General features: G+C 60.1%; 17 protein-coding genes and 1 pseudogene. 3 read left to right on the top strand and 15 right to left on the bottom strand.

Going from position 1 to position 16,691, the window contains the following annotated elements; genetic code table 11:
- Positions 1-123 precede the first annotated feature (123 nt).
- On the bottom strand, positions 124-612 hold the full coding sequence (locus tag ACR6A7_RS16290; RefSeq protein ID WP_434126075.1) for a GNAT family N-acetyltransferase: 489 nt from the start codon (positions 610-612) through the stop codon (positions 124-126).
- A 94-nt stretch (positions 613-706) separates the two neighbouring features.
- Here ACR6A7_RS16290 and ACR6A7_RS16285 point away from each other — a divergent pair, with 94 nt between their 5' ends.
- Positions 707-1,648, top strand: coding sequence for a LysR family transcriptional regulator (locus tag ACR6A7_RS16285; RefSeq protein WP_434126074.1), 942 nt, complete (start codon positions 707-709; stop codon positions 1,646-1,648).
- An 88-nt stretch (positions 1,649-1,736) separates the two neighbouring features.
- Here the strand turns inward: ACR6A7_RS16285 and ACR6A7_RS16280 are convergent, their stop codons facing one another.
- The 4 genes from ACR6A7_RS16280 to ACR6A7_RS16265 all read right to left on the bottom strand — a co-directional run bounded on the left by ACR6A7_RS16280 (position 1,737) and on the right by ACR6A7_RS16265 (position 5,987).
- Positions 1,737-2,651 (bottom strand): substrate-binding domain-containing protein, encoded by a 915-nt coding sequence (locus ACR6A7_RS16280; protein WP_434126073.1) that lies wholly within the window; start codon positions 2,649-2,651, stop codon positions 1,737-1,739.
- Between the two features lie 82 nt (positions 2,652-2,733).
- On the bottom strand, positions 2,734-3,513 hold the full coding sequence (locus ACR6A7_RS16275; RefSeq protein ID WP_434126072.1) for a TIM barrel protein: 780 nt from the start codon (positions 3,511-3,513) through the stop codon (positions 2,734-2,736).
- A complete protein-coding gene (locus ACR6A7_RS16270; RefSeq protein ID WP_434126071.1) occupies positions 3,513-4,526 on the bottom strand; it encodes a Gfo/Idh/MocA family oxidoreductase in 1,014 nt (337 codons plus the stop codon). Before ACR6A7_RS16270 ends, ACR6A7_RS16275 begins: the two co-directional genes overlap by 1 nt.
- Before the next feature lie 12 nt (positions 4,527-4,538).
- The gene (locus ACR6A7_RS16265) at positions 4,539-5,987 is read right to left on the bottom strand and encodes a sugar porter family MFS transporter (RefSeq protein ID WP_434126069.1); all 1,449 of its coding nucleotides are present in this window, start codon (positions 5,985-5,987) and stop codon (positions 4,539-4,541) included.
- Between the two features lie 188 nt (positions 5,988-6,175).
- On the opposite strand from ACR6A7_RS16265, the pseudogene ACR6A7_RS16260 reads away from it, so the two are divergent.
- Both ACR6A7_RS16260 and ACR6A7_RS16255 read left to right on the top strand, forming a co-directional pair.
- Positions 6,176-8,131: pseudogene (locus ACR6A7_RS16260) on the top strand (sigma-54-dependent Fis family transcriptional regulator).
- Positions 8,132-8,442: 311 nt separating this feature from the next.
- Positions 8,443-8,706, top strand: a complete 264-nt coding sequence (locus tag ACR6A7_RS16255; protein WP_434126068.1) for a hypothetical protein — start codon at positions 8,443-8,445, stop codon at positions 8,704-8,706.
- Between the two features lie 9 nt (positions 8,707-8,715).
- Here the strand turns inward: ACR6A7_RS16255 and ACR6A7_RS16250 are convergent, their stop codons facing one another.
- The 10 genes from ACR6A7_RS16250 to ACR6A7_RS16205 form a co-directional block, all read right to left on the bottom strand.
- Positions 8,716-8,946: a hypothetical protein gene (locus ACR6A7_RS16250; protein WP_434126067.1), complete on the bottom strand. Its 231-nt coding sequence runs from the start codon at positions 8,944-8,946 to the stop codon at positions 8,716-8,718.
- Between the two features lie 54 nt (positions 8,947-9,000).
- Entirely contained in the window at positions 9,001-9,483 is a 483-nt protein-coding gene (locus ACR6A7_RS16245; RefSeq protein WP_434126093.1) for a MarR family winged helix-turn-helix transcriptional regulator, read from the bottom strand.
- A gap of 189 nt (positions 9,484-9,672) precedes the next feature.
- On the bottom strand, positions 9,673-9,993 hold the full coding sequence (locus ACR6A7_RS16240; protein ID WP_434126065.1) for a YmdA family protein: 321 nt from the start codon (positions 9,991-9,993) through the stop codon (positions 9,673-9,675).
- Positions 9,994-10,194: 201 nt separating this feature from the next.
- On the bottom strand, positions 10,195-12,462 hold the full coding sequence (locus ACR6A7_RS16235) for a xanthine dehydrogenase family protein molybdopterin-binding subunit (protein ID WP_434126063.1): 2,268 nt from the start codon (positions 12,460-12,462) through the stop codon (positions 10,195-10,197).
- Positions 12,463-12,486: 24 nt separating this feature from the next.
- Positions 12,487-13,479 (bottom strand): FAD binding domain-containing protein, encoded by a 993-nt coding sequence (locus ACR6A7_RS16230; protein WP_434126062.1) that lies wholly within the window; start codon positions 13,477-13,479, stop codon positions 12,487-12,489.
- The gene (locus tag ACR6A7_RS16225) at positions 13,476-13,964 is read right to left on the bottom strand and encodes a (2Fe-2S)-binding protein (protein WP_434126060.1); all 489 of its coding nucleotides are present in this window, start codon (positions 13,962-13,964) and stop codon (positions 13,476-13,478) included. Before ACR6A7_RS16225 ends, ACR6A7_RS16230 begins: the two co-directional genes overlap by 4 nt.
- 234 nt (positions 13,965-14,198) lie before the next feature.
- The gene (locus tag ACR6A7_RS16220; RefSeq protein ID WP_434126058.1) at positions 14,199-14,474 is read right to left on the bottom strand and encodes a putative quinol monooxygenase; all 276 of its coding nucleotides are present in this window, start codon (positions 14,472-14,474) and stop codon (positions 14,199-14,201) included.
- 75 nt (positions 14,475-14,549) lie between these two features.
- On the bottom strand, positions 14,550-15,716 hold the full coding sequence (locus ACR6A7_RS16215) for a zinc-dependent alcohol dehydrogenase (protein ID WP_434126057.1): 1,167 nt from the start codon (positions 15,714-15,716) through the stop codon (positions 14,550-14,552).
- A complete protein-coding gene (locus ACR6A7_RS16210) occupies positions 15,717-16,250 on the bottom strand; it encodes an SRPBCC family protein (RefSeq protein ID WP_434126055.1) in 534 nt (177 codons plus the stop codon).
- A gap of 138 nt (positions 16,251-16,388) precedes the next feature.
- Positions 16,389-16,685, bottom strand: a complete 297-nt coding sequence (locus tag ACR6A7_RS16205; RefSeq protein ID WP_434126053.1) for a hypothetical protein — start codon at positions 16,683-16,685, stop codon at positions 16,389-16,391.
- Between the last annotated feature and the right edge of the window lie 6 nt (positions 16,686-16,691).

The following is a 16,691-nucleotide window of genomic DNA, read 5'->3' as shown; positions in this document are numbered from 1 at the left end:
CCAGGTGCATATGACCGCTCGCCTGACCAAATAACGGCGCTGAAAACAGAGAAAAGGGGCCGCCTGTGGGCGGCCCCTTTTCTTTTGCGCTTCCGCTGCGGCGCGCCGTATCTGAGAATAGCGTCAGAGCGTATCGCGCGCGGCGAACCTCTCCAGAGCGGGGCCGTCAAGCCGGTAGCGCACCCATTCGTTCAGCGGAAGCGCATTGATGCTGTGGTAAAACTCTCTGGCAGACTGATCCCACTCCAGCACGTTCCACTCAATGCGGCTGCACTGACGCCTGACGGCCAGCTGAGCGATATACTGCAGCATCGATTTGCCCGCGCCGCGCCCTCGGTAATCAGGGGTAAAGTATAAATCTTCCATATTGAGGCTGCTGCGACCCAGCCACGCCGAATAGCTCATGGAAATCACTGAATAGCCAGCAATTATGCCGTCAATTTCACAGATATAGGCTTCAGCGGTGGTTTCCGGCGAAAAGAGCGCCTTTCTGACCTCTTCGATATCGGGAACAGACGCCTGCGGCGCCTCATGATAAACAGATAAACCGTTGATCATATTATAAATGGCGTCAGCATCTTCCAGGCTAGCCTGCCGGATCGTAACACGCATATATTTTCCCTCAACCAAACAGTTTGATGAGGGTAAGGATAATCGGTATCGTTCAATGAATTAAGTGCAATAAAATCAATTAAAGGTGAATGTCATGCATCATGTGCTGCGACGGCTCGACCTTAACCTGTTGCCCATTTTTGATGCGGTTTTCCGACATCGATCCGTCAGGCTTGCAGCGGCAGAACTCGCCATGAGCACCTCGGCGCTGAGCCATGCGCTGACCCGGCTACGCGATTTTCTGAAAGATCCGCTCTTTTATCGTGAAGGGCATAAGATGTGTCCCAGCGTTTATGCCTGTCAGCTGGCGCCCTTTATCGCGGAAGCGCTCTGCGCTCTTAATCAGCACCTTAGCCCGGTGCAGCCGTTCGATCCGCGCATCAGCCATGAGGTGTTTCGCATCGCGGTTACCGACTATACGGCATTCAGCGTTTTTCCCGGGCTGATGAACAGCATCCAGAAAACAGCGCCGGGCATCAATTTCGAGCTCTGCTATTTGCCCCATAATCCGGCGCTGAATGAGCTGCTGGCGGGTGAAGTGGATCTGGCGCTGAGCTTCAGCGAGCCGGATGAGATGAGACACCCCGACCTGGAGGAGATTGATCTTTTCAGCGACGAATTTGTGGTGCTCAGCCATGTCGCGCGCACGAGCCTGACGCTGGAGGAGTACCTCGCCGCCGGCCATCTGGTGGTGACGCCCTGGAACGAAAAGAAAGGGCTGCTGGATACGCACCTGGCGCGCATCGGGCTGACGCGGCGCATCACGCTAAAAACCCCGTCAATGCTGAGTTCGCCTTTTATCGTCGCCGAGAGCGAGCTGCTGATGGCCATTCCCTCTTCCGTGGCGCGTCGGCTGGAGCAGCTCGCTCAGGTGAAAACCTTTCCGGTGCCTTTCGCCGTGCCCCGCTTCACCGTGAAAATCTACTCCCACAAGCGCAGCGGGAAAAAAAGCTCGACGGAGTGGCTGAAAAACACCCTTTATCACAGCGTTCAGCAGAAAATAAACGAGGATGCGGAGAGAGGCTTTACCCACTGAACGACGCCATTTCTGTGATAAAACCCGCCGGACCGGCGAAAGTGCCGGACCGGCGAACGCTGGCGACGCTGCGCGCGGAGGATGCGGGCTATTTCGCCGCAAACTCCGCAAAGTTTTCCGGCGTAATGGTTCGGTACGGCACCCAGTTATACTGCTCGACTTTGCGCTTCTCCAGCAGCGCTTTGGTGACCTGAACAGCCCCGGTCGCCTGGCCTTTCGCATCCTGGAAAATCGTCAGCGCCATCTTGCCGCTCTTCACAAACTGCTGCCCGTCCGGCGTGCCGTCGATGCCCGCCACCAGAATCTTTTCATTCTTCGCCTGGCTCAGCGCCATAATGGCGCCAATCGCCATCTCGTCGTTATTCGCCGCGATCGCGTCGATGGGGCGCTGATTCAGCAGCCAGCCTGACACCACGTCGACCGCTTCGTTGCGCTGCCATTTCGCACTTTGCTTCTCGACCACCTTCATTTCCTTATATTTGGCAATCACCGCCTCTACCGCACGGGTACGTTCGCGCGCCTCTTCATTCGAGAGCGCGCCCATCAGGATCGCTACGTTGCCCTTGTAGTTCATCTTCTTCGCCAGCGCTTCCATTTGCATTTCGCCGCCGAGGGCGGAATCGGAGCCGACGTAGGCCATCTCGCCTGACAGCTTCACCTCCGGCTTGCGGTTGACGAAGACCAGCGGGATATTCGCGCGCTTCGCTGCGGCGATCATCGGCGCCACGCCCTGGGTGTCTACCGGATTGAGGATAATGGCGTCGACGCCCTGGTTGATAAAATCGTCAACCTGCTGCACCTGCAGCGCCACATCGCCCTTGGCATCGACGAACTGGCTGTTGAGCTGATTCGCCTTCAGCTCCGTCTGCATCTGGGTGCGCAGAATAGAGACAAAGTTAAGGTCAAAGTTCGCCAGCGCGACGCCGACGGTGAAGGTTTTCGCCCCTGCGCTGAAACTCAGCAGCAGCGCGCAAAGGCATAACAGCAGGTTTTTAATCATCATAGGGTTTCCTGTAGGTGTAAGAGGTGTCGTTCAACGTCTGTTTTGCCGCCGGGCAACAGGCAAATACCCGGCGGCAGGGGCTTCAGAGCGTAAAGTGGTCGCGGAACTGCTGCAGCGCGGCGGCGCTGTCGCCACTTGCCCAGCCCTCCAGCGCGACCGTGCCGCGGTAGTCCATCTCATGCAGCGCGCGGGCGATAGCGCGATAATTGATCTCGCCGGTGCCCGGCTGCTGGCGTCCCGGCACGTCGGCGACCTGAATCTCGCCAATCGCCGGGCCGCATCGCCGAATAAGCGCGATTAAATTCCCTTCGCCGATCTGCGCGTGATAGAGATCGAGGTTCATCTTCAGCGCTGGGCTGTTGACCGCTTCCACCAGCGCCAGGGTATCGGCGGCCAGCGCGAACGGCGTGCCGGGATGATCGACTGGCAGGTTCAGGTTCTCCAGGGTGAAAACCCGACCCGCGCGCTCGCCAAGCTGCGCGACTTTTCGCAGCGTCTCTGCGGCCTTGAGCCACATCGGGCCGGTGACCGCCTCAACCGGTTTGACGGGCAGACCATGCTCATCCAGGCCGGTGCCGTGCAGATTGAGCGTCGGGCACTGCAGCCTCTCGGCGACCGCCAGCGACGCTTCGGCGCTCTGCAGGAGCTGTTCAATTTCGCTTTCGTCGGTGAGGTTGCCGGTGAGATAGCCGGTCATTGAGGTAAAGCGTGCGCCAGTCGCCGCCAGCGCGTCGATATCTTTGCCGGCCCAGCCCCAGATTTCGACGCCAAAACCGAGCTCATGGATGCGCTTCACGCGCGCCTCAAACGGCAGGTCGAGAAAAACCATTTCGGCGCAGACCGAGAGTTGATAACTGGCCATTAGCGTGCTCCGAGTTTAACAGGCTGGTTTTGCTGCACCGAATCGATACACGCCAGCGCAATCTCCAGCGCATTGCGTGCATCTTCGCCGGTGGCGCGTGGCGTTTCGCCGGTGTGAACGGAGCGGGCAAACTCGCTCATCTCCGCCACGTAAGCCTCGCGCAGCAAATCGGAGTCGAGGCGCGACGTCTCAACGGCGATCCCCTCGGCGCCGTAGCGCACGCAGTGGTTGGCGTTGATATGGCCCGCCTGCAGCATCCCTTTGCTGCCAAAGACTTCGCCGCGCACATCATAGCCGTAGACCGCCTGGAAGCTGGCTTCGGCGATCGCCATCGCCCCATTGTCGAAGCGAATCGTCACCACTGAGGTATCGAGCAACCCTTTATCTTTAAAGTCAGGACGCACCAGCGCATCGGCCTGGGCATAGACCTCAACCGGCCTGGCGCCGTGATTGAAGTGCAGCAGCGTGTCGAAATCGTGGATCAGCGTCTCAAGAAAAATGGTCCACTGCGGGATCGGCGCCGGATCGTGCAAACGCGGATCGCGCGTGACGGAACGGCTCAGCTGCGTGGTGCCGTTCTCCCCCGCTTTCACCGCGGCGATAGCAGCGGCGAAGCCGGAATCAAAGCGGCGGTTAAAGCCAACCTGCAGCACCACGCCAGCCTGTTTCGCCGCCGCAATCGCGCTGTCGGCTTCATCCAGCGTCACCGCCATCGGCTTTTCGCAAAACACATGCTTGCCCGCGCGAGCGGCTGCGATCACCCACTCGGCATGGGTGCGCGCCGGTGATGCAATCGCCACGGCGTCAATGTCAGGATCCTGCAGCAGCGCATGCAGATCGCTATAGGCCTTTGTAACGCCCAGCCTGTCGGCCAGCTTCTGTGCCGCGCCCGGCTGCGGATCGGCAACCGCCGCCAGCACCGCGCCCGGCACGCGATACGCCAGGTTTTCGGCATGAAAGCTGCCCATGCGGCCAGCGCCAATCAGTCCAACGCGTAGAGTTTTCATCTTCATCATCGCTCCTTGTTATTTCGATTTCGCCCATTCGGGCGCGGAAGGGTGTTCAGCAGACCGCTGCGCCGTAGTGGCGAAGCGGCGAGATTTGGCCAGCATGAGCGGCTCGATTCGCTCCAGAGAAACGCCGCGCGTTTCCGGCAAAAAGCGGCGTACGAACCAGAACGCTACCAGGCAGCCGCAGGCGCAGATCATTAAGGGAAAAGCGCCGTGGAAATGGTTCATCAGCAGCGCGCTGCGGTTCATCATCGGGAAGCTCTGGGTAACGATAAAGTTCGCCACGTACATGGAGGAGAAGGCGAACCCCATTGCCACGGCGCGCATGCGGTGTGGAAAAATTTCGGATATCAGCAGCCAGGCGCCCAGGCTCCATGAGAGGCCGAAAATCAGGATAAACCCCACCAGCCCTGCGACCGGCAGCAGATTGTTGACCTGCGCGATAAAGGCCCAGGAGGTGAATGCGAGACAGAAGGCGCAGCCGAGCGCGCCCCAGCGGAGCAGCAGCGTACGGCCTGCGCGGTCGACCACGCTCAGGCAGATTGCCACGCCTACCATCAGCGCCAGGCCGAGGAAAATGCTCTGGAACAGCGAGGCCTGCGTGCCGCCGGCGATGTTTTGCAGTAAGGAGGGGGCATAGTAAAGCAGGATGTTGATGCCGGAGACCTGCTGCAAGACGGCGATGGCGCAGCCAATCAGCAGAATATAGCGGGCGCGCGCGTCGCGCAGGATGCCGCGTCGATCCGCCTGCGCGTCGGGCGCGTGCTGCGACGCCAGAATTTCCTGCAGCAGATTTTCAGCGTGCTGCGCGGTGGAGAGACGCGTCAGTATCTGTCGCGCGCGCGCCGTGTGGCCCTTCAGTGCCAGCCAGCGCGGCGACTCCGGCATAAAGGGGACCAGCAGCAAAAACAGCGCGCATGGCACTACGCCAGAGGCGAGCATCCAGCGCCAGCCTTCGCTAACAATCCAGGCGTGCGGCATGCCGCGCGCAATCAGATAATTCACCACGTACACCGTTACCTGACCGCCGACCATCAGCATCTGCTGCAGGCCAAGCATGCGGCCGCGCCAGTCCTTGGGCGAAATTTCGGCAATATAGAGCGGCGTAATCGCCGAGGCCATCCCCACCGCCAGCCCGCCAATCAGGCGATACACCACAAAGCCAGCCAGCGACGTCGCCAGCGCCGAACCGAGGGCGGAAACAATAAACAGGATGGCGGTAACGATCAGGGTCGACTTACGGCCAATGCGATCGGAGAGGTAGCCGACGCCCCATGCACCAAACACACAGCCGAGAATAACGTTTGAAACAGCCCATCCGCTCTCCCAGGGGGAGAGGTCAAGATGTTCCGTTAGCGGCTCTATCACGCCGGAGATGACCGATGCGTCATAGCCGAGGATCACCCCGCTGAGCGAGGCAACGGCGCAGATAAAAACAATCAGCCGTAAATTATGTTTACGCATAAATAGTTATTTCCCTTTTGTTGCCAGTGACTTCTGTCTGCCCTTAAGAGTGCAAAAGCAGTGCCAACGACAAAAGAGGGAAATTTGTGAGCCGTAACACGGTGTGCGCTCACAATCTGGCAACAAAATTTACATGTCAACTTCACATGTAAATAAAATGGACATTCGATCTTCAGCAGGAGCCTTGTATGCACGTCATAGAACGTTTGCCGTTTAAAGATGAGAGCGATCCCATCTTCAGCCTGCCCGACGGAGGCGAAGTCGCTGAATGGGATGCGCTGCTGTGGCAGGGCTGGCACAATTTTTTGCGCGGTGAAGAGCCACACTGGATGCGACGCAGCATTTTGCAGTCGTGGCAACGGTCGCAGCGGCGCGCTATCGATCCCGCCACCTTCGCCTACTGCTCGCCGCCCGACGAGGAGCTGGCGTCGATTCTGGAACAGAATGCCGAGCTTATTCTGGTGGCGCGCAAGGTGATGGAAAATCTGCTGGCCTATAACCCGGATGGTCACATTAACCTGACCGACGCACAGGGGGTGACGCTGCACTACTGCGGCGCCGACCTGACGCCGGTAGGCAGCATCCTGCGCGAAGAGGTACTGGGCACCAACTGCACGGCGCGCTGCCTGATTGAACAGCGGCTGGTCTACGTGCTGAGCGGGGAAAACTGGAAAATAGATTTGCGCAAGCGCCATCGGCAATGTGCCGCCGCGCCCGTGCGCGACGCCAGCGGCCAGCTGATCGGCGTGCTGACGCTGACGGCCACGCCCGATAATTTCAACGCGCATACGCTGGGCACGGTGCAGGCGGCAGCCGATGCGGTCGGCCAGCAGCTGACGCTGCGCCGCCTGCTTGCCGAGCAGCAGTCGATTCTGGAAACCCTCAACGAGGGGGTGATTGTTTACGACCGGCACGGCAGGATCAAAACCCTGAACCGCTACGCGAGACAGATATTCACTGACCTGGATGCGGGGGCGGATACCATTGACGCGCTGCTGCGGCCGCAAACGGCCTCGCTGCTGAGCATGCCGTTCTGCAACGATCGCGAAGTGCAGTTTATGCCGCAGAATGGCCCGCCGCTGTCCTGCCTTATCTCCCTGATGCCCGCGCCGGACGGAGGACGCGTGCTGTCAGTACGCGAAAACCAGCGCATCCGTGCCATTACGCGCCGCGTGATGGGAGCAAGAGCCAGCTACACCTTTGAGATGATCCGCGGCTACGCGCCGCCGCTTCAGCAGGCGATTCAGAAAGCGCGGGCCAGCAGCCGCAGCGACAGTACCGTGCTGCTGAGCGGCGAGAGCGGAACCGGCAAGGAGCTGTTTGCCCAGGCGATCCATAACGCCAGCCCGCGCAGCCAGGAGCCGTTTATCGCGCTGAACTGCGGCGCGCTGCCGCGCGATCTGGTGCAGAGCGAGCTGTTTGGCTATGTCGACGGCGCCTTCACCGGCTCGCGGCGCGGCGGATCGCCGGGCAAGTTCGAACTGGCGGACGGCGGCACGCTTTTCCTTGATGAGATTGGTGAAATGCCGCTGGAAGCGCAGACCAGCCTGCTGCGCGTTTTGCAGGAGGGCGAAGTGGTGCGCATCGGCGCAGCGCATCCTGTAAAGGTGAACGTGCGCATTATCGCCGCGACCCATACGCACCTGCTGGACGCGGTAGAGAAAGGCGCCTTTCGTCGCGACCTCTTTTACCGTCTGAACGTTATTTCGCTGGAGATCCCGCCGCTGCGCGAGCGCCGCGACGATATTCCCGACCTGGTTAATACCTTTATTCAGACGCTCTGCGCGCGCCTGAAGCGTATTCCGCCTGTCGTGGTGCCAGAGGCGATGGCCTGCCTGCAGGCGTGGGGCTGGCCCGGCAACGTACGCGAGCTGGAAAACCTCGTCGAACGCATGGTGAATCTCTGCGAAGGTCTGGAGATCGCCGTATGCGACCTGCCGGCATCGCTGCAGCAGCCAGACACCCTCTCCACTGCTGGCGCATCCGCCTCGTAACAGGATCAGGCGCGCCAGCATGTCTTGCAGGTGATTGAGCAGCACAACGGCAACCTGCGGCAGTCTGCGCAGCGGCTGGGCATTTCCCGCACCGCGCTCTATAACAAGCTAAACGCATGGAACGTCGATTACGGTAAACTGCGCCGCTAGCGGGCCGATTTTTCGCTGGGGAGATTACCTGATGGCTGGAGACTGAAGGCCAGGAAGTGGCACGCTGTTCGCCTGCGCCGTCATAATAATGAAAACCCGTTTCAATAAATTATTGGTGAAAAACAGCCATTTAAAGTGCCGCATGGAAATCAAAAGGCAAAATGTTATAAACTTGATAAGCTAATCAGGCGCAAAGCGATTTTTTTCTGCAACCGTGATGTTGCACAGGGCAACATGCCTGCCCGCGACGCAATCGCTCAGGGTCGCGTTTTCGCCTGCGCCCAGATCAAACTAAATAATGCGATGGCAATATGAGCAAAAACGATGACGAAAAGCTGGTAGATATTTTGACAGGCGAAGCCGTAATGGTGTTACTGGCGCAGGATTCGCCCGTTTTTGCTGAGCACGTTGTGGCGCAACTTCAGGCGATGGCGGCGTCTGAGCGCAACCCCATCAGGCTGCAAGCATTTCAGCGCGCGATAGCCGGGCTGAACAGCGCAATGGCCCAGTCGGACCAGAACAGCGCCTCCTCTGATAACGACAACTGGCAGGAGAGCGAGCCCACTCTTCACTGATAGCCGCCGTTATGACCTGATTTTTTCAGCGACAAAGCGTGCTGCATCACGATAATTTTTCTGCAGCAGCGCATCAGCTGTCTCATCAGCCTGTAGTTTGAGCTGCGTGCTCAGTTCCGCCAGCTCAAGCGGCTTTCCCGCTTTCAATAGCAGCGACGCTATCTCTCCGATAGCTGCATGAATATCGTCTGAATCTGCTGCTTTTTCGGTGCTCACAACGCCTTTGTCCATACTGGTCATTATCGCTCTTAGTCCCTGAAAGTTGCGCCTGGGGATATCGCTAGATTCGGACGATCAGGGAATCGCCTTTATCAGCTTCTGCCGCAGGGCGGCAACCCGGCTGGTGAGATCGGACAGCTCCTCAAGCGGCGTATCCATCACGGAGATCATATCCGCCGGCACGCCAGCGGCCTCGGTTTTCAGCGCGGTTCCCGCTGGCGTCAGCGTAATCAATACGCGACGCTCGTCATGTCCGCTATCGCGCCGTCTGTTAATCAGGCCCGCCTGCTCCAGCCTTTTAAGCAGCTGGCTCAGCGTGCCCGAATCAAGATGGACGCGCGCCCCCAGTTCAGAGACGGTGACATTGTCGGTTTCCCACAGCGCCAGCAGAACCAGATACTGGGGATAGGTCAGTCCGAGCGGCTTCAGACGCGACTGATAGAGTTTGGTCATCGCCAGCGACGCGGAGTAGAGCGCGAAACAGAGAAACTGATCGACGGTAACCGGCGCGCTGCCTTGCGAAGTGTTGCCGCAGGTTTCGGGTAATTCTTCATTCATGGTATTGCTGTTTATTATCCAGTCGAAAGAGGACGGCACGGTGTTGTCCTGTGATGACGTCATAATATTGAATCAAATTAAATTGATGTCAACCTACTGGCGCCGAGGCCGCTCTGATTATGCGAAATGTCCTGCCTGGTGGCCAGCGTGCGCTGCTGCAGGGCATGACGGGCCCTGCTGCAGCGCCAGTCAGTGGTAGTCGATCCGCACCACCGCCTTTGACTTTTGCGGGTTCAGGTAAGTCAGGCTGACCTTCTCCACGCCAGGCAGCGTAACCTCGCCCTGCGCCACCTGCTGAATGCCGATTTGCTGGGTATGAACGCCGTTATTGCCCCGGCAGGCGAAGGTGATACGGCTGGCGCCTGGAGTTAACTGGCAGGGATCCTGCGCGATTGCGCCGCTAAACGTCAGAGAACCGCCTGGCGTCAGAGGCGCGGCAAAAGCGGAATTAAACAGCATAAGAAACGCCAGACCAAGACCAGCACTTACTTTTGCAGCGGACGATGTCATTAACAGACTCCTCAGAGACGTTCGTCCGTGAAAGAGATAATGCGATCCTTTATGGCATTGAATGGCAGAGCGTGACTCTCGTTATCACTGGCACTATAAGTAACAGTATATTCACGAAGATGAAAAGCTGCCTGCTAATTAAGAAGGGATGTATCTGGCGTGAAAGAGACGGCGATGCCTGTCCGGCATCGCCGTCGCGCTTTAGTCGATCAGTTTATCCAGGGAGAGCGGCAGATCGCGAATGCGCTTGCCGGTGGCGTGATAGACGGCGTTGCTGATGGCCGCCGCCATGCCCACAATACCCAGCTCGCCGACCGCTTTGCCGCCCATCAGAGTGGCGTGGTGGTCCGGCTCACCGACATCGATGGTGACGATCTCCGGCACGTCCGCATTCACGGCGATCAGGTAGTCCGCCAGATTGTTATTGATGACGCGGGCGTTGCGCGGATCGATGACGCCCCCTTCCAGCAGCGCCTGGCCTAGCCCCATCACCATGCCGCCAATCCACTGGCTGCGCGCCAGCTGCGGGTTATAGAGTCGGCCGCTGTCAAACGCGGAGACCAGCCGTTTGACCCGCACGGTGCCGAAATCTTCGTCGACGCGCACCTCAACGAACTGCGCCCCCCAGCTGTGCGCGGAAAAGGCTTCAGGACGCGTCATTTTCGACATTGAGTGCACCGCCTCATCGCGATCCTCTTCGCTCTCCTCCTCAGAGAAGGTGCCGGAGACCACGGAAAGCGTCAGCGAATCGTTCAGCTTCACCAGTTTATCATAGGGAACAGCACGCTCAGGCTGGTTCTTTACGCGTACCGCGCCGTCGCGCAGTACCAGCTGCTCGCGTGCCGTCTGAAACAGCGGGGAGCCGGGCGATTCGGTCGCCAGGGTAAAAAGTTTCTCGCGCATCGCTTTTGCCGTCTTGTGCACCGCGGCGGTGAGATTGCCCGCCAGCTGCGAGCCGCCCGCGACGCCGGCGCGCGGCAAATCGGTATCGCCCAGCTCAACGCGGATCTGGCGCGAAGGGATCTGCAGCACTTCGGCGGCGGTCTGCGCCAGGATGGTATAGGTGCCGGTGCCGATATCCGCCCCGGCGCTCTGCACCACCAGACTGCCGTCGCTGTGGAAAATCAGCTTTGCTTCGGCGGGCGAGCGGCTGACCGGGTAGGTCGCCGTCGCCATGCCCCAGCCAATCAGCTCGCGTCCTTCGCGCATTGAGCGCGGCGCCATGCTGCGCCGGTCCCAGCCAAAGGCTTCAGCGGCGGCGGCGTAGGCCTCTTTCAACCGGCGCGTGCTCCAGGGGGCGTTCAGCTGATAGTCACGATCGGCCCAGTTGCGCAGGCGGAACTCAAGCGGATCGATATCCAGCGCGTAGGCCATCTCGTCCATCGCCACTTCCAGTCCAAAGGCGCTCGGGTTCTCGCCCGGCGCGCGCATCCAGCCTGGCGTGACGGTGTTGATCGCCGCCACATAGTGACGTGAATAGACGTTCGGTACCGCGTAGAGACGGCCCGTCACTTTGTTGGTGCCCTCGGCGAAGGTATCGATCAGCGAGGTGTCGCTGAGACCGTCATGGATAATGGCCAGAATTTTGCCGTCGCGCGAGGCGCCCATCTCAAGGTTCTGAATCGTTGCCGGACGGCCGCCGAGCCCGGTAAAGGTCTGCGGCCGGGTTAAAGAGACTTTGACCGGTCGCCCCAGCGCGCGCGAGGCGACGCAGGCGAGCGCCACATGGGTATAAGGCACCGGCTTAGAGCCGAAACCGCCGCCCACGTAGGGGGAGATGATGCGCACCTGGTCAACCCCGATGCCCAGCCATTCGGCGATCTCGGTCTGCGCGCCCATCACCCACTGGCTCGGTTCCCAGACTGTCATTCGCTCATCCTGCCAGGAGGCGACGCAGGCGTGCGGCTCCATCGGCATGTTGTATTCGCGCGGCGTCGCGTAACGCCCTTTGATTTTAACCTCCGCCTGCGCCATCGCCTGATGGGCATCGCCAAGATCGATATTGGTGCCGCTGCTCTCTTTACGCGCGGCGCGCGGATCGTCCGGGTAGATCAGCGCCGCTTCAGTTTCATACTCCACCTCCACCAGGGTGGCAGCCCAGGTCGCCTGCTCGAAGCTCTCCGCCACCACCAGGCCGATATTCTGGCCGTTATGGATAATCTTATCGTCCTGAATCGGCGTATAGGTGGACTGCGCCGCGCCGCCGTCGGCGATGGCGGTCGGCTTATTGATTTTCAGGCTGTTGAGGTGGGTGTAAACCGCCAGCACGCCCGGTGCCTGACGCGCCTTTTCGGTGTCCATGCGGGTGATGCGTCCGCTGGCGACGGTGGACTGGATCACCACGCCGTACGCCGTGTTTTCCGGCTGGTGCTCAACTGCATAGCGCGCTTCGCCGGTCACCTTGACCACGCCGTCACCGCGCTCGCGCTTTTCGCCCAGCGCCTGATAACTCTTTTCTGCCGTATCCATTGTTAATCCTCTTAGTTCGGCCTGTTAAGCCATGCCGCCCGCTTTCATCAGCGCGCGTGCGATGGCGCGCGGCGCCAGCAGTTTCTTGTGCTGGTTCTGCGGCAGTAGCTCGGCGTCCTGCACGACCAGCTCGGCGGCGCGACGCAGGGTCTGCTCGCTGAACGGCTGACCGCGCAGCGCCCCCTCAACGTGCCGCGCCCGCCAGGGTTTTGTCGCCACGCCGCCGACGGCGACGCGCAGATCGCGGATGTGGTCGCCATCCAGCTCAATGCCGACCGCCGCGCTGGCAGCGGCAAACTCATACGAACTGCGATCGCGCACTTTCAGATAGTGGGACTGGTGCAAGGCTGGCGTTAAGGGCAGCTCCACCGCGACGATCATCTCGTCCGGGGCCAGATCGTGCTCCAGATGCGGCGTGTCGCCCGGCAGCAGGTAGAACTCATCAATGGGAATGCGGCGTTCACGCTGTGCGGCGTTGCGCACGACCACCACTGCCTCGAAGGCGGTCAGCGCCACCGCCAGGTCACCGGGATAGACCGCGATGCAGCTTTCGCTGGTGCCCAGAATGGCGTGGTTACCGTGGACGCCGTCGCGCGCGGCGCAGCCAGATCCCGGCTGGCGTTTGTTGCAGGCGGAAAAGGTATGGGGATCGCGGAAATAGACGCAGCGGGTGCGCTGTAGCAAATTGCCGCCTATCGACGCCATGTTGCGCAGCTGCGGCGATGCCGCCTGCCACAGGCTGTCATAAATCGCAGGCGCCTTTAGCCGGCATTCAGGATGATTCTCTACCTCGCTCATACGCGCCAGTGCGCCGATGCGCAGCGTATCCGCCGTAAAGGCGATTTCGCGCATCTCCGCAAGCGAGTTAATGTCGATGAGCGCGGCGGGCTGCTCGACGTCGCATTTCATCAGATCGATTTGGGTGGTTCCGCCTGCCAGAAAGCGGCTGCCCGCACGCTGTTTCTGCCGCAGCGCGTCATCCGCGTCGCTGACGCCGACGTAGTCGAATGGGTTCATCTCGCCTCCTTGCTGAGATCGGCGGCCGCCTGCTGGATCGCCTCGACGATATTGGGATAGGCGCCGCAGCGGCAGAGATTGCCGCTCATATATTCACGTATCTCATCCGCCGAACCGGCGTGCCCTTCGTCAATGCAGGCCACGGCAGACATAATCTGCCCTGGCGTGCAGTAGCCGCACTGAAAGGCATCGTGTTCGATAAAGCGCGCCTGCACCGGATGCAGGGTGCCGTCGGCCTGCGCCAGCCCTTCGATGGTGGTGACCGACTGGCCGTTAGCCTGGGCCGCCAGCGTCAGGCAGCTCAGCACCCGTTTTCCATTGATGAGCACCGTACAGGCGCCGCACTGTCCCTGGTCGCACCCTTTTTTGGTGCCGGTCAGCGTCAGGTGCTCGCGCAGCGCGTCAAGCAGGGTGACGCGGGGATCCACCCGCATCGTATGCGGTTGCCCGTTGATTTCCAGCTGGAGTTGTAGATTTTCAGACATAGCTCGTTTCCAGTATTTAACGGATTTTAAAATGGGGTGTTATGCACGTTATGAGGGGGTCTGTTGTGGTGTGCAATCCGTTAAGTCTAGACGGCTAAGCGAAAGCGGGGTTGTCTGTTTCTGGAAATCTGTTGCCTGATTCTCCCGATAGCGACTCAAGCGGGTTGAGGCTAGTCATAAAAAGGGAACCGGCCGCTGCGGCGGGTTCCCTGCTGGCGGTGCGTTCCGCTGGCGTCAGGCGATCTCGGCGATGGCGTACTCGCGTGCTATCGCCGCGGTCTCCCTGCCCCAGGCCGAGGCTTTGGTTCTGACCTGGTGCATATCAAAAGTCTGTTGGCTGGTAAACAGCTCCTCTACCGACCAGATCAGCGGATCCGACGTCTCCTTCACCTCGAAGTTAAGGCAGCCTGACTCTTCTTTCGTCAGCCTGATATGGTCGGGCAGATAACGGCGCACCAGCGCCGCCTCTTCGCTGTTTTTACAGATTAACCGGCCACTAAGCTTAATCATCGTTTTCCCTTCTGTTACGTTATGTCCCTTGTTTTTACTACGAAAACCTGACGTTGCGCCATCCCGACGCTGCGCTCAGGGCGCGAATACCGCGCGTACGCAGCCCTCCTCTTTATGCTTGAACATCTCATAGCCGCGCGGCGCCTCCTCCAGCGAAAAGCGGTGTGTCGCCATAAAAGCGGGATTGAGCTCGTTCTTCGCCACGTGATCCAGCAGCCGGTGCATATAGCGCTGGCCGTGCTGCTGCGCGGTGCGGATCGTCAGGCTTTTGTTGATCATCAGCCCCAGCGGAAACTTATCCATCACGCCATACACGCCGAGGATCGCGATATTACCGCCCTTGCGGCAGGCATAGAGCGCCTGACGCAGGGCGGCGCCGACGTCGGTTTCCAGATGCAGCAGCTGTTTGGTTTTATCGTAAACCTGGCTCAGCCCCTCGCCGCGCGCCTCCATGCCGACAGCGTCAATACAGCTGTCCGGGCCGCGGCCGCCGGTCAGCTCCAGTAGCGCCTCGTTGATATCGACCTGGGTGTAGTCGAGCGCTATGCTGCCGGCATAGTCGCGCGCCATCGCCAGCCGCTCCGGGTAGCGGTCGATGCCGATCACCTGATGCGCGCCCATCAGCCATGCGCTTTGCTGCGCCATCAGGCCTACGCCGCCGCAGCCCCACACCACCACGGTGTCGCCGGGATGAATATTGCAAAAATCTGCGCCCATATAGCCGGTCGGCACCGCGTCGGAGAGAAACAGCGCCTGCTCGTCAGTTACGCCTTCCGGCACGATAAAGCAGTCGTTGTCGGCGAAGGGCACGCGGACATATTCGGCGTGCGAGCCAGCGTAGCCGCCAAAGGCGTGGCTATAGGCGTAAATGCCGCCGGTCGGATGCCCCAGCACCGTTTCCCCCTTCTCCCACTGCGGGTTGGTGTTGTCGCAGCAGGAGGGCAGCTGATGCTGACAGTACCAGCAAGAGCCGCAGGAGATAAACGAGGGCACCACGACGCGATCGCCGCGGCGAATATTTTTCACCGCGCTGCCGACCTCTACCACCTCGCCCATAAATTCATGCCCGAGAATATCGCCCTCGCGCATGCTGGGGATCAGCCCGTCGATGACGTGAAGATCGGAGCCACAGGTGGTGGTCAGACGAACGCGAATAATCGCGTCATGGGGATTAAGCAGGCCGGGATCGGCCACTGTTTCCACGCTGAGATTGTTTACGCCGTTCCAGCAGAGTGCGCGCATCTATTTCTCCTTATCCTGACGGTCGGCATGGCGGCCAGCAGGCTGGCCGACAAGCGTAGGAATTTCGCCGGTTTCGGCCAGACTTTTAAAGCGATGCAGCGCTTTGCTGACCATCTCTTTAGGCAGCAGATCGAAAAAGGTCGTGACCTTTTTGCCCAGCGCGCCACCCGGCGGCGTGAAGCGCAGCGTCAGCGCCAGTTCGGTTCCCCACTCGCCGGGCGCCGGGCGCAGCAGCAGCTCGCCCTCGTTGGGGATATCCGCGCCCTCCAGCGACTGCCAGACGATGATCTCCCCTGGCTGCGCCTCGACGATGCGGCTCTCCCAGGCGTAGTGTTTGCCGAGCGGCCCGTCGATCTGCCACCGCGCGTCGCTTTTGTTAACAGGCGTGATGGTCGCGAAATGGCTCATGATGCGCGGTAAGGTGTCGGGTGCCAGCCAGAGCGCGAATAGCTCTTCGGCGGGCCGCCCGACAGTTATCCAGCGTCGCAGCGAGATCACATCAGCCGCGGCTTCAGGGTGTGAGTTTTTGGCCAAAAGATCCTCCCGTAGGGCGCAAACAGGCGATGAACACAATTTGAGTTAAGTTCAGAGGATCGGATATTGCGAGCGTAACCGCAGGCGAAGAGGCGCGTGCGAGGAGTGAGAAAAGCCGGGAACCTTCCCCGGCCAAGGTTATGGCTGGCTGTTTTGCCAGTGACGTTCGCAGTGTTCGCGCGCTTCCGCAGGTAAATCTCGCAGCTCCGGCAGGCTGTCGCCGGAGCCGTAATCCATGGCGACGGCCACCTCTTTTTGCTCATCTCTGGCCGCGAAGGTGAGCTTCTCGTCCAGTTTTTCCCATTCGCCGTCGTGCTGACGATAAATCAGCGCATAGGTCGGCGTTTTTTCGTCGTCGCCGTAGATTTCATATTTCTGCTCGGGCGCGTCGTCAGGGCCGAACTGCAGCGTTTCGATCAGGGTTGCATCAGTCATTGCGTT

The organism is Pantoea phyllosphaerae, from assembly GCF_051025595.1.
Classification (GTDB): domain Bacteria; phylum Pseudomonadota; class Gammaproteobacteria; order Enterobacterales; family Enterobacteriaceae; genus Pantoea.
The sequence above is the reverse complement of the archived record's forward strand: the minus strand, read 5'-3'. Positions and strand labels throughout refer to the sequence as shown.

Coding starts and splice junctions, on each gene's coding strand:
- ACR6A7_RS16265 (WP_434126069.1), bottom strand. CDS start 5,987: ATGCGTAAACATAATTTACGGCTGATTGTTTTTATCTGCGCCGTTGCC.
- ACR6A7_RS16230 (WP_434126062.1), bottom strand. CDS start 13,479: ATGAACCCATTCGACTACGTCGGCGTCAGCGACGCGGATGACGCGCTG.
- ACR6A7_RS16250 (WP_434126067.1), bottom strand. CDS start 8,946: ATGACCAGTATGGACAAAGGCGTTGTGAGCACCGAAAAAGCAGCAGAT.
- ACR6A7_RS16290 (WP_434126075.1), bottom strand. CDS start 612: ATGCGTGTTACGATCCGGCAGGCTAGCCTGGAAGATGCTGACGCCATT.
- ACR6A7_RS16205 (WP_434126053.1), bottom strand. CDS start 16,685: ATGACTGATGCAACCCTGATCGAAACGCTGCAGTTCGGCCCTGACGAC.
- ACR6A7_RS16240 (WP_434126065.1), bottom strand. CDS start 9,993: ATGACATCGTCCGCTGCAAAAGTAAGTGCTGGTCTTGGTCTGGCGTTT.
- ACR6A7_RS16285 (WP_434126074.1), top strand. CDS start 707: ATGCATCATGTGCTGCGACGGCTCGACCTTAACCTGTTGCCCATTTTT.
- ACR6A7_RS16280 (WP_434126073.1), bottom strand. CDS start 2,651: ATGATGATTAAAAACCTGCTGTTATGCCTTTGCGCGCTGCTGCTGAGT.
- ACR6A7_RS16215 (WP_434126057.1), bottom strand. CDS start 15,716: ATGCGCGCACTCTGCTGGAACGGCGTAAACAATCTCAGCGTGGAAACA.
- ACR6A7_RS16225 (WP_434126060.1), bottom strand. CDS start 13,964: ATGTCTGAAAATCTACAACTCCAGCTGGAAATCAACGGGCAACCGCAT.
- ACR6A7_RS16235 (WP_434126063.1), bottom strand. CDS start 12,462: ATGGATACGGCAGAAAAGAGTTATCAGGCGCTGGGCGAAAAGCGCGAG.
- ACR6A7_RS16275 (WP_434126072.1), bottom strand. CDS start 3,513: ATGGCCAGTTATCAACTCTCGGTCTGCGCCGAAATGGTTTTTCTCGAC.
- ACR6A7_RS16255 (WP_434126068.1), top strand. CDS start 8,443: ATGAGCAAAAACGATGACGAAAAGCTGGTAGATATTTTGACAGGCGAA.
- ACR6A7_RS16270 (WP_434126071.1), bottom strand. CDS start 4,526: ATGAAGATGAAAACTCTACGCGTTGGACTGATTGGCGCTGGCCGCATG.
- ACR6A7_RS16220 (WP_434126058.1), bottom strand. CDS start 14,474: ATGATTAAGCTTAGTGGCCGGTTAATCTGTAAAAACAGCGAAGAGGCG.
- ACR6A7_RS16245 (WP_434126093.1), bottom strand. CDS start 9,483: ATGAATGAAGAATTACCCGAAACCTGCGGCAACACTTCGCAAGGCAGC.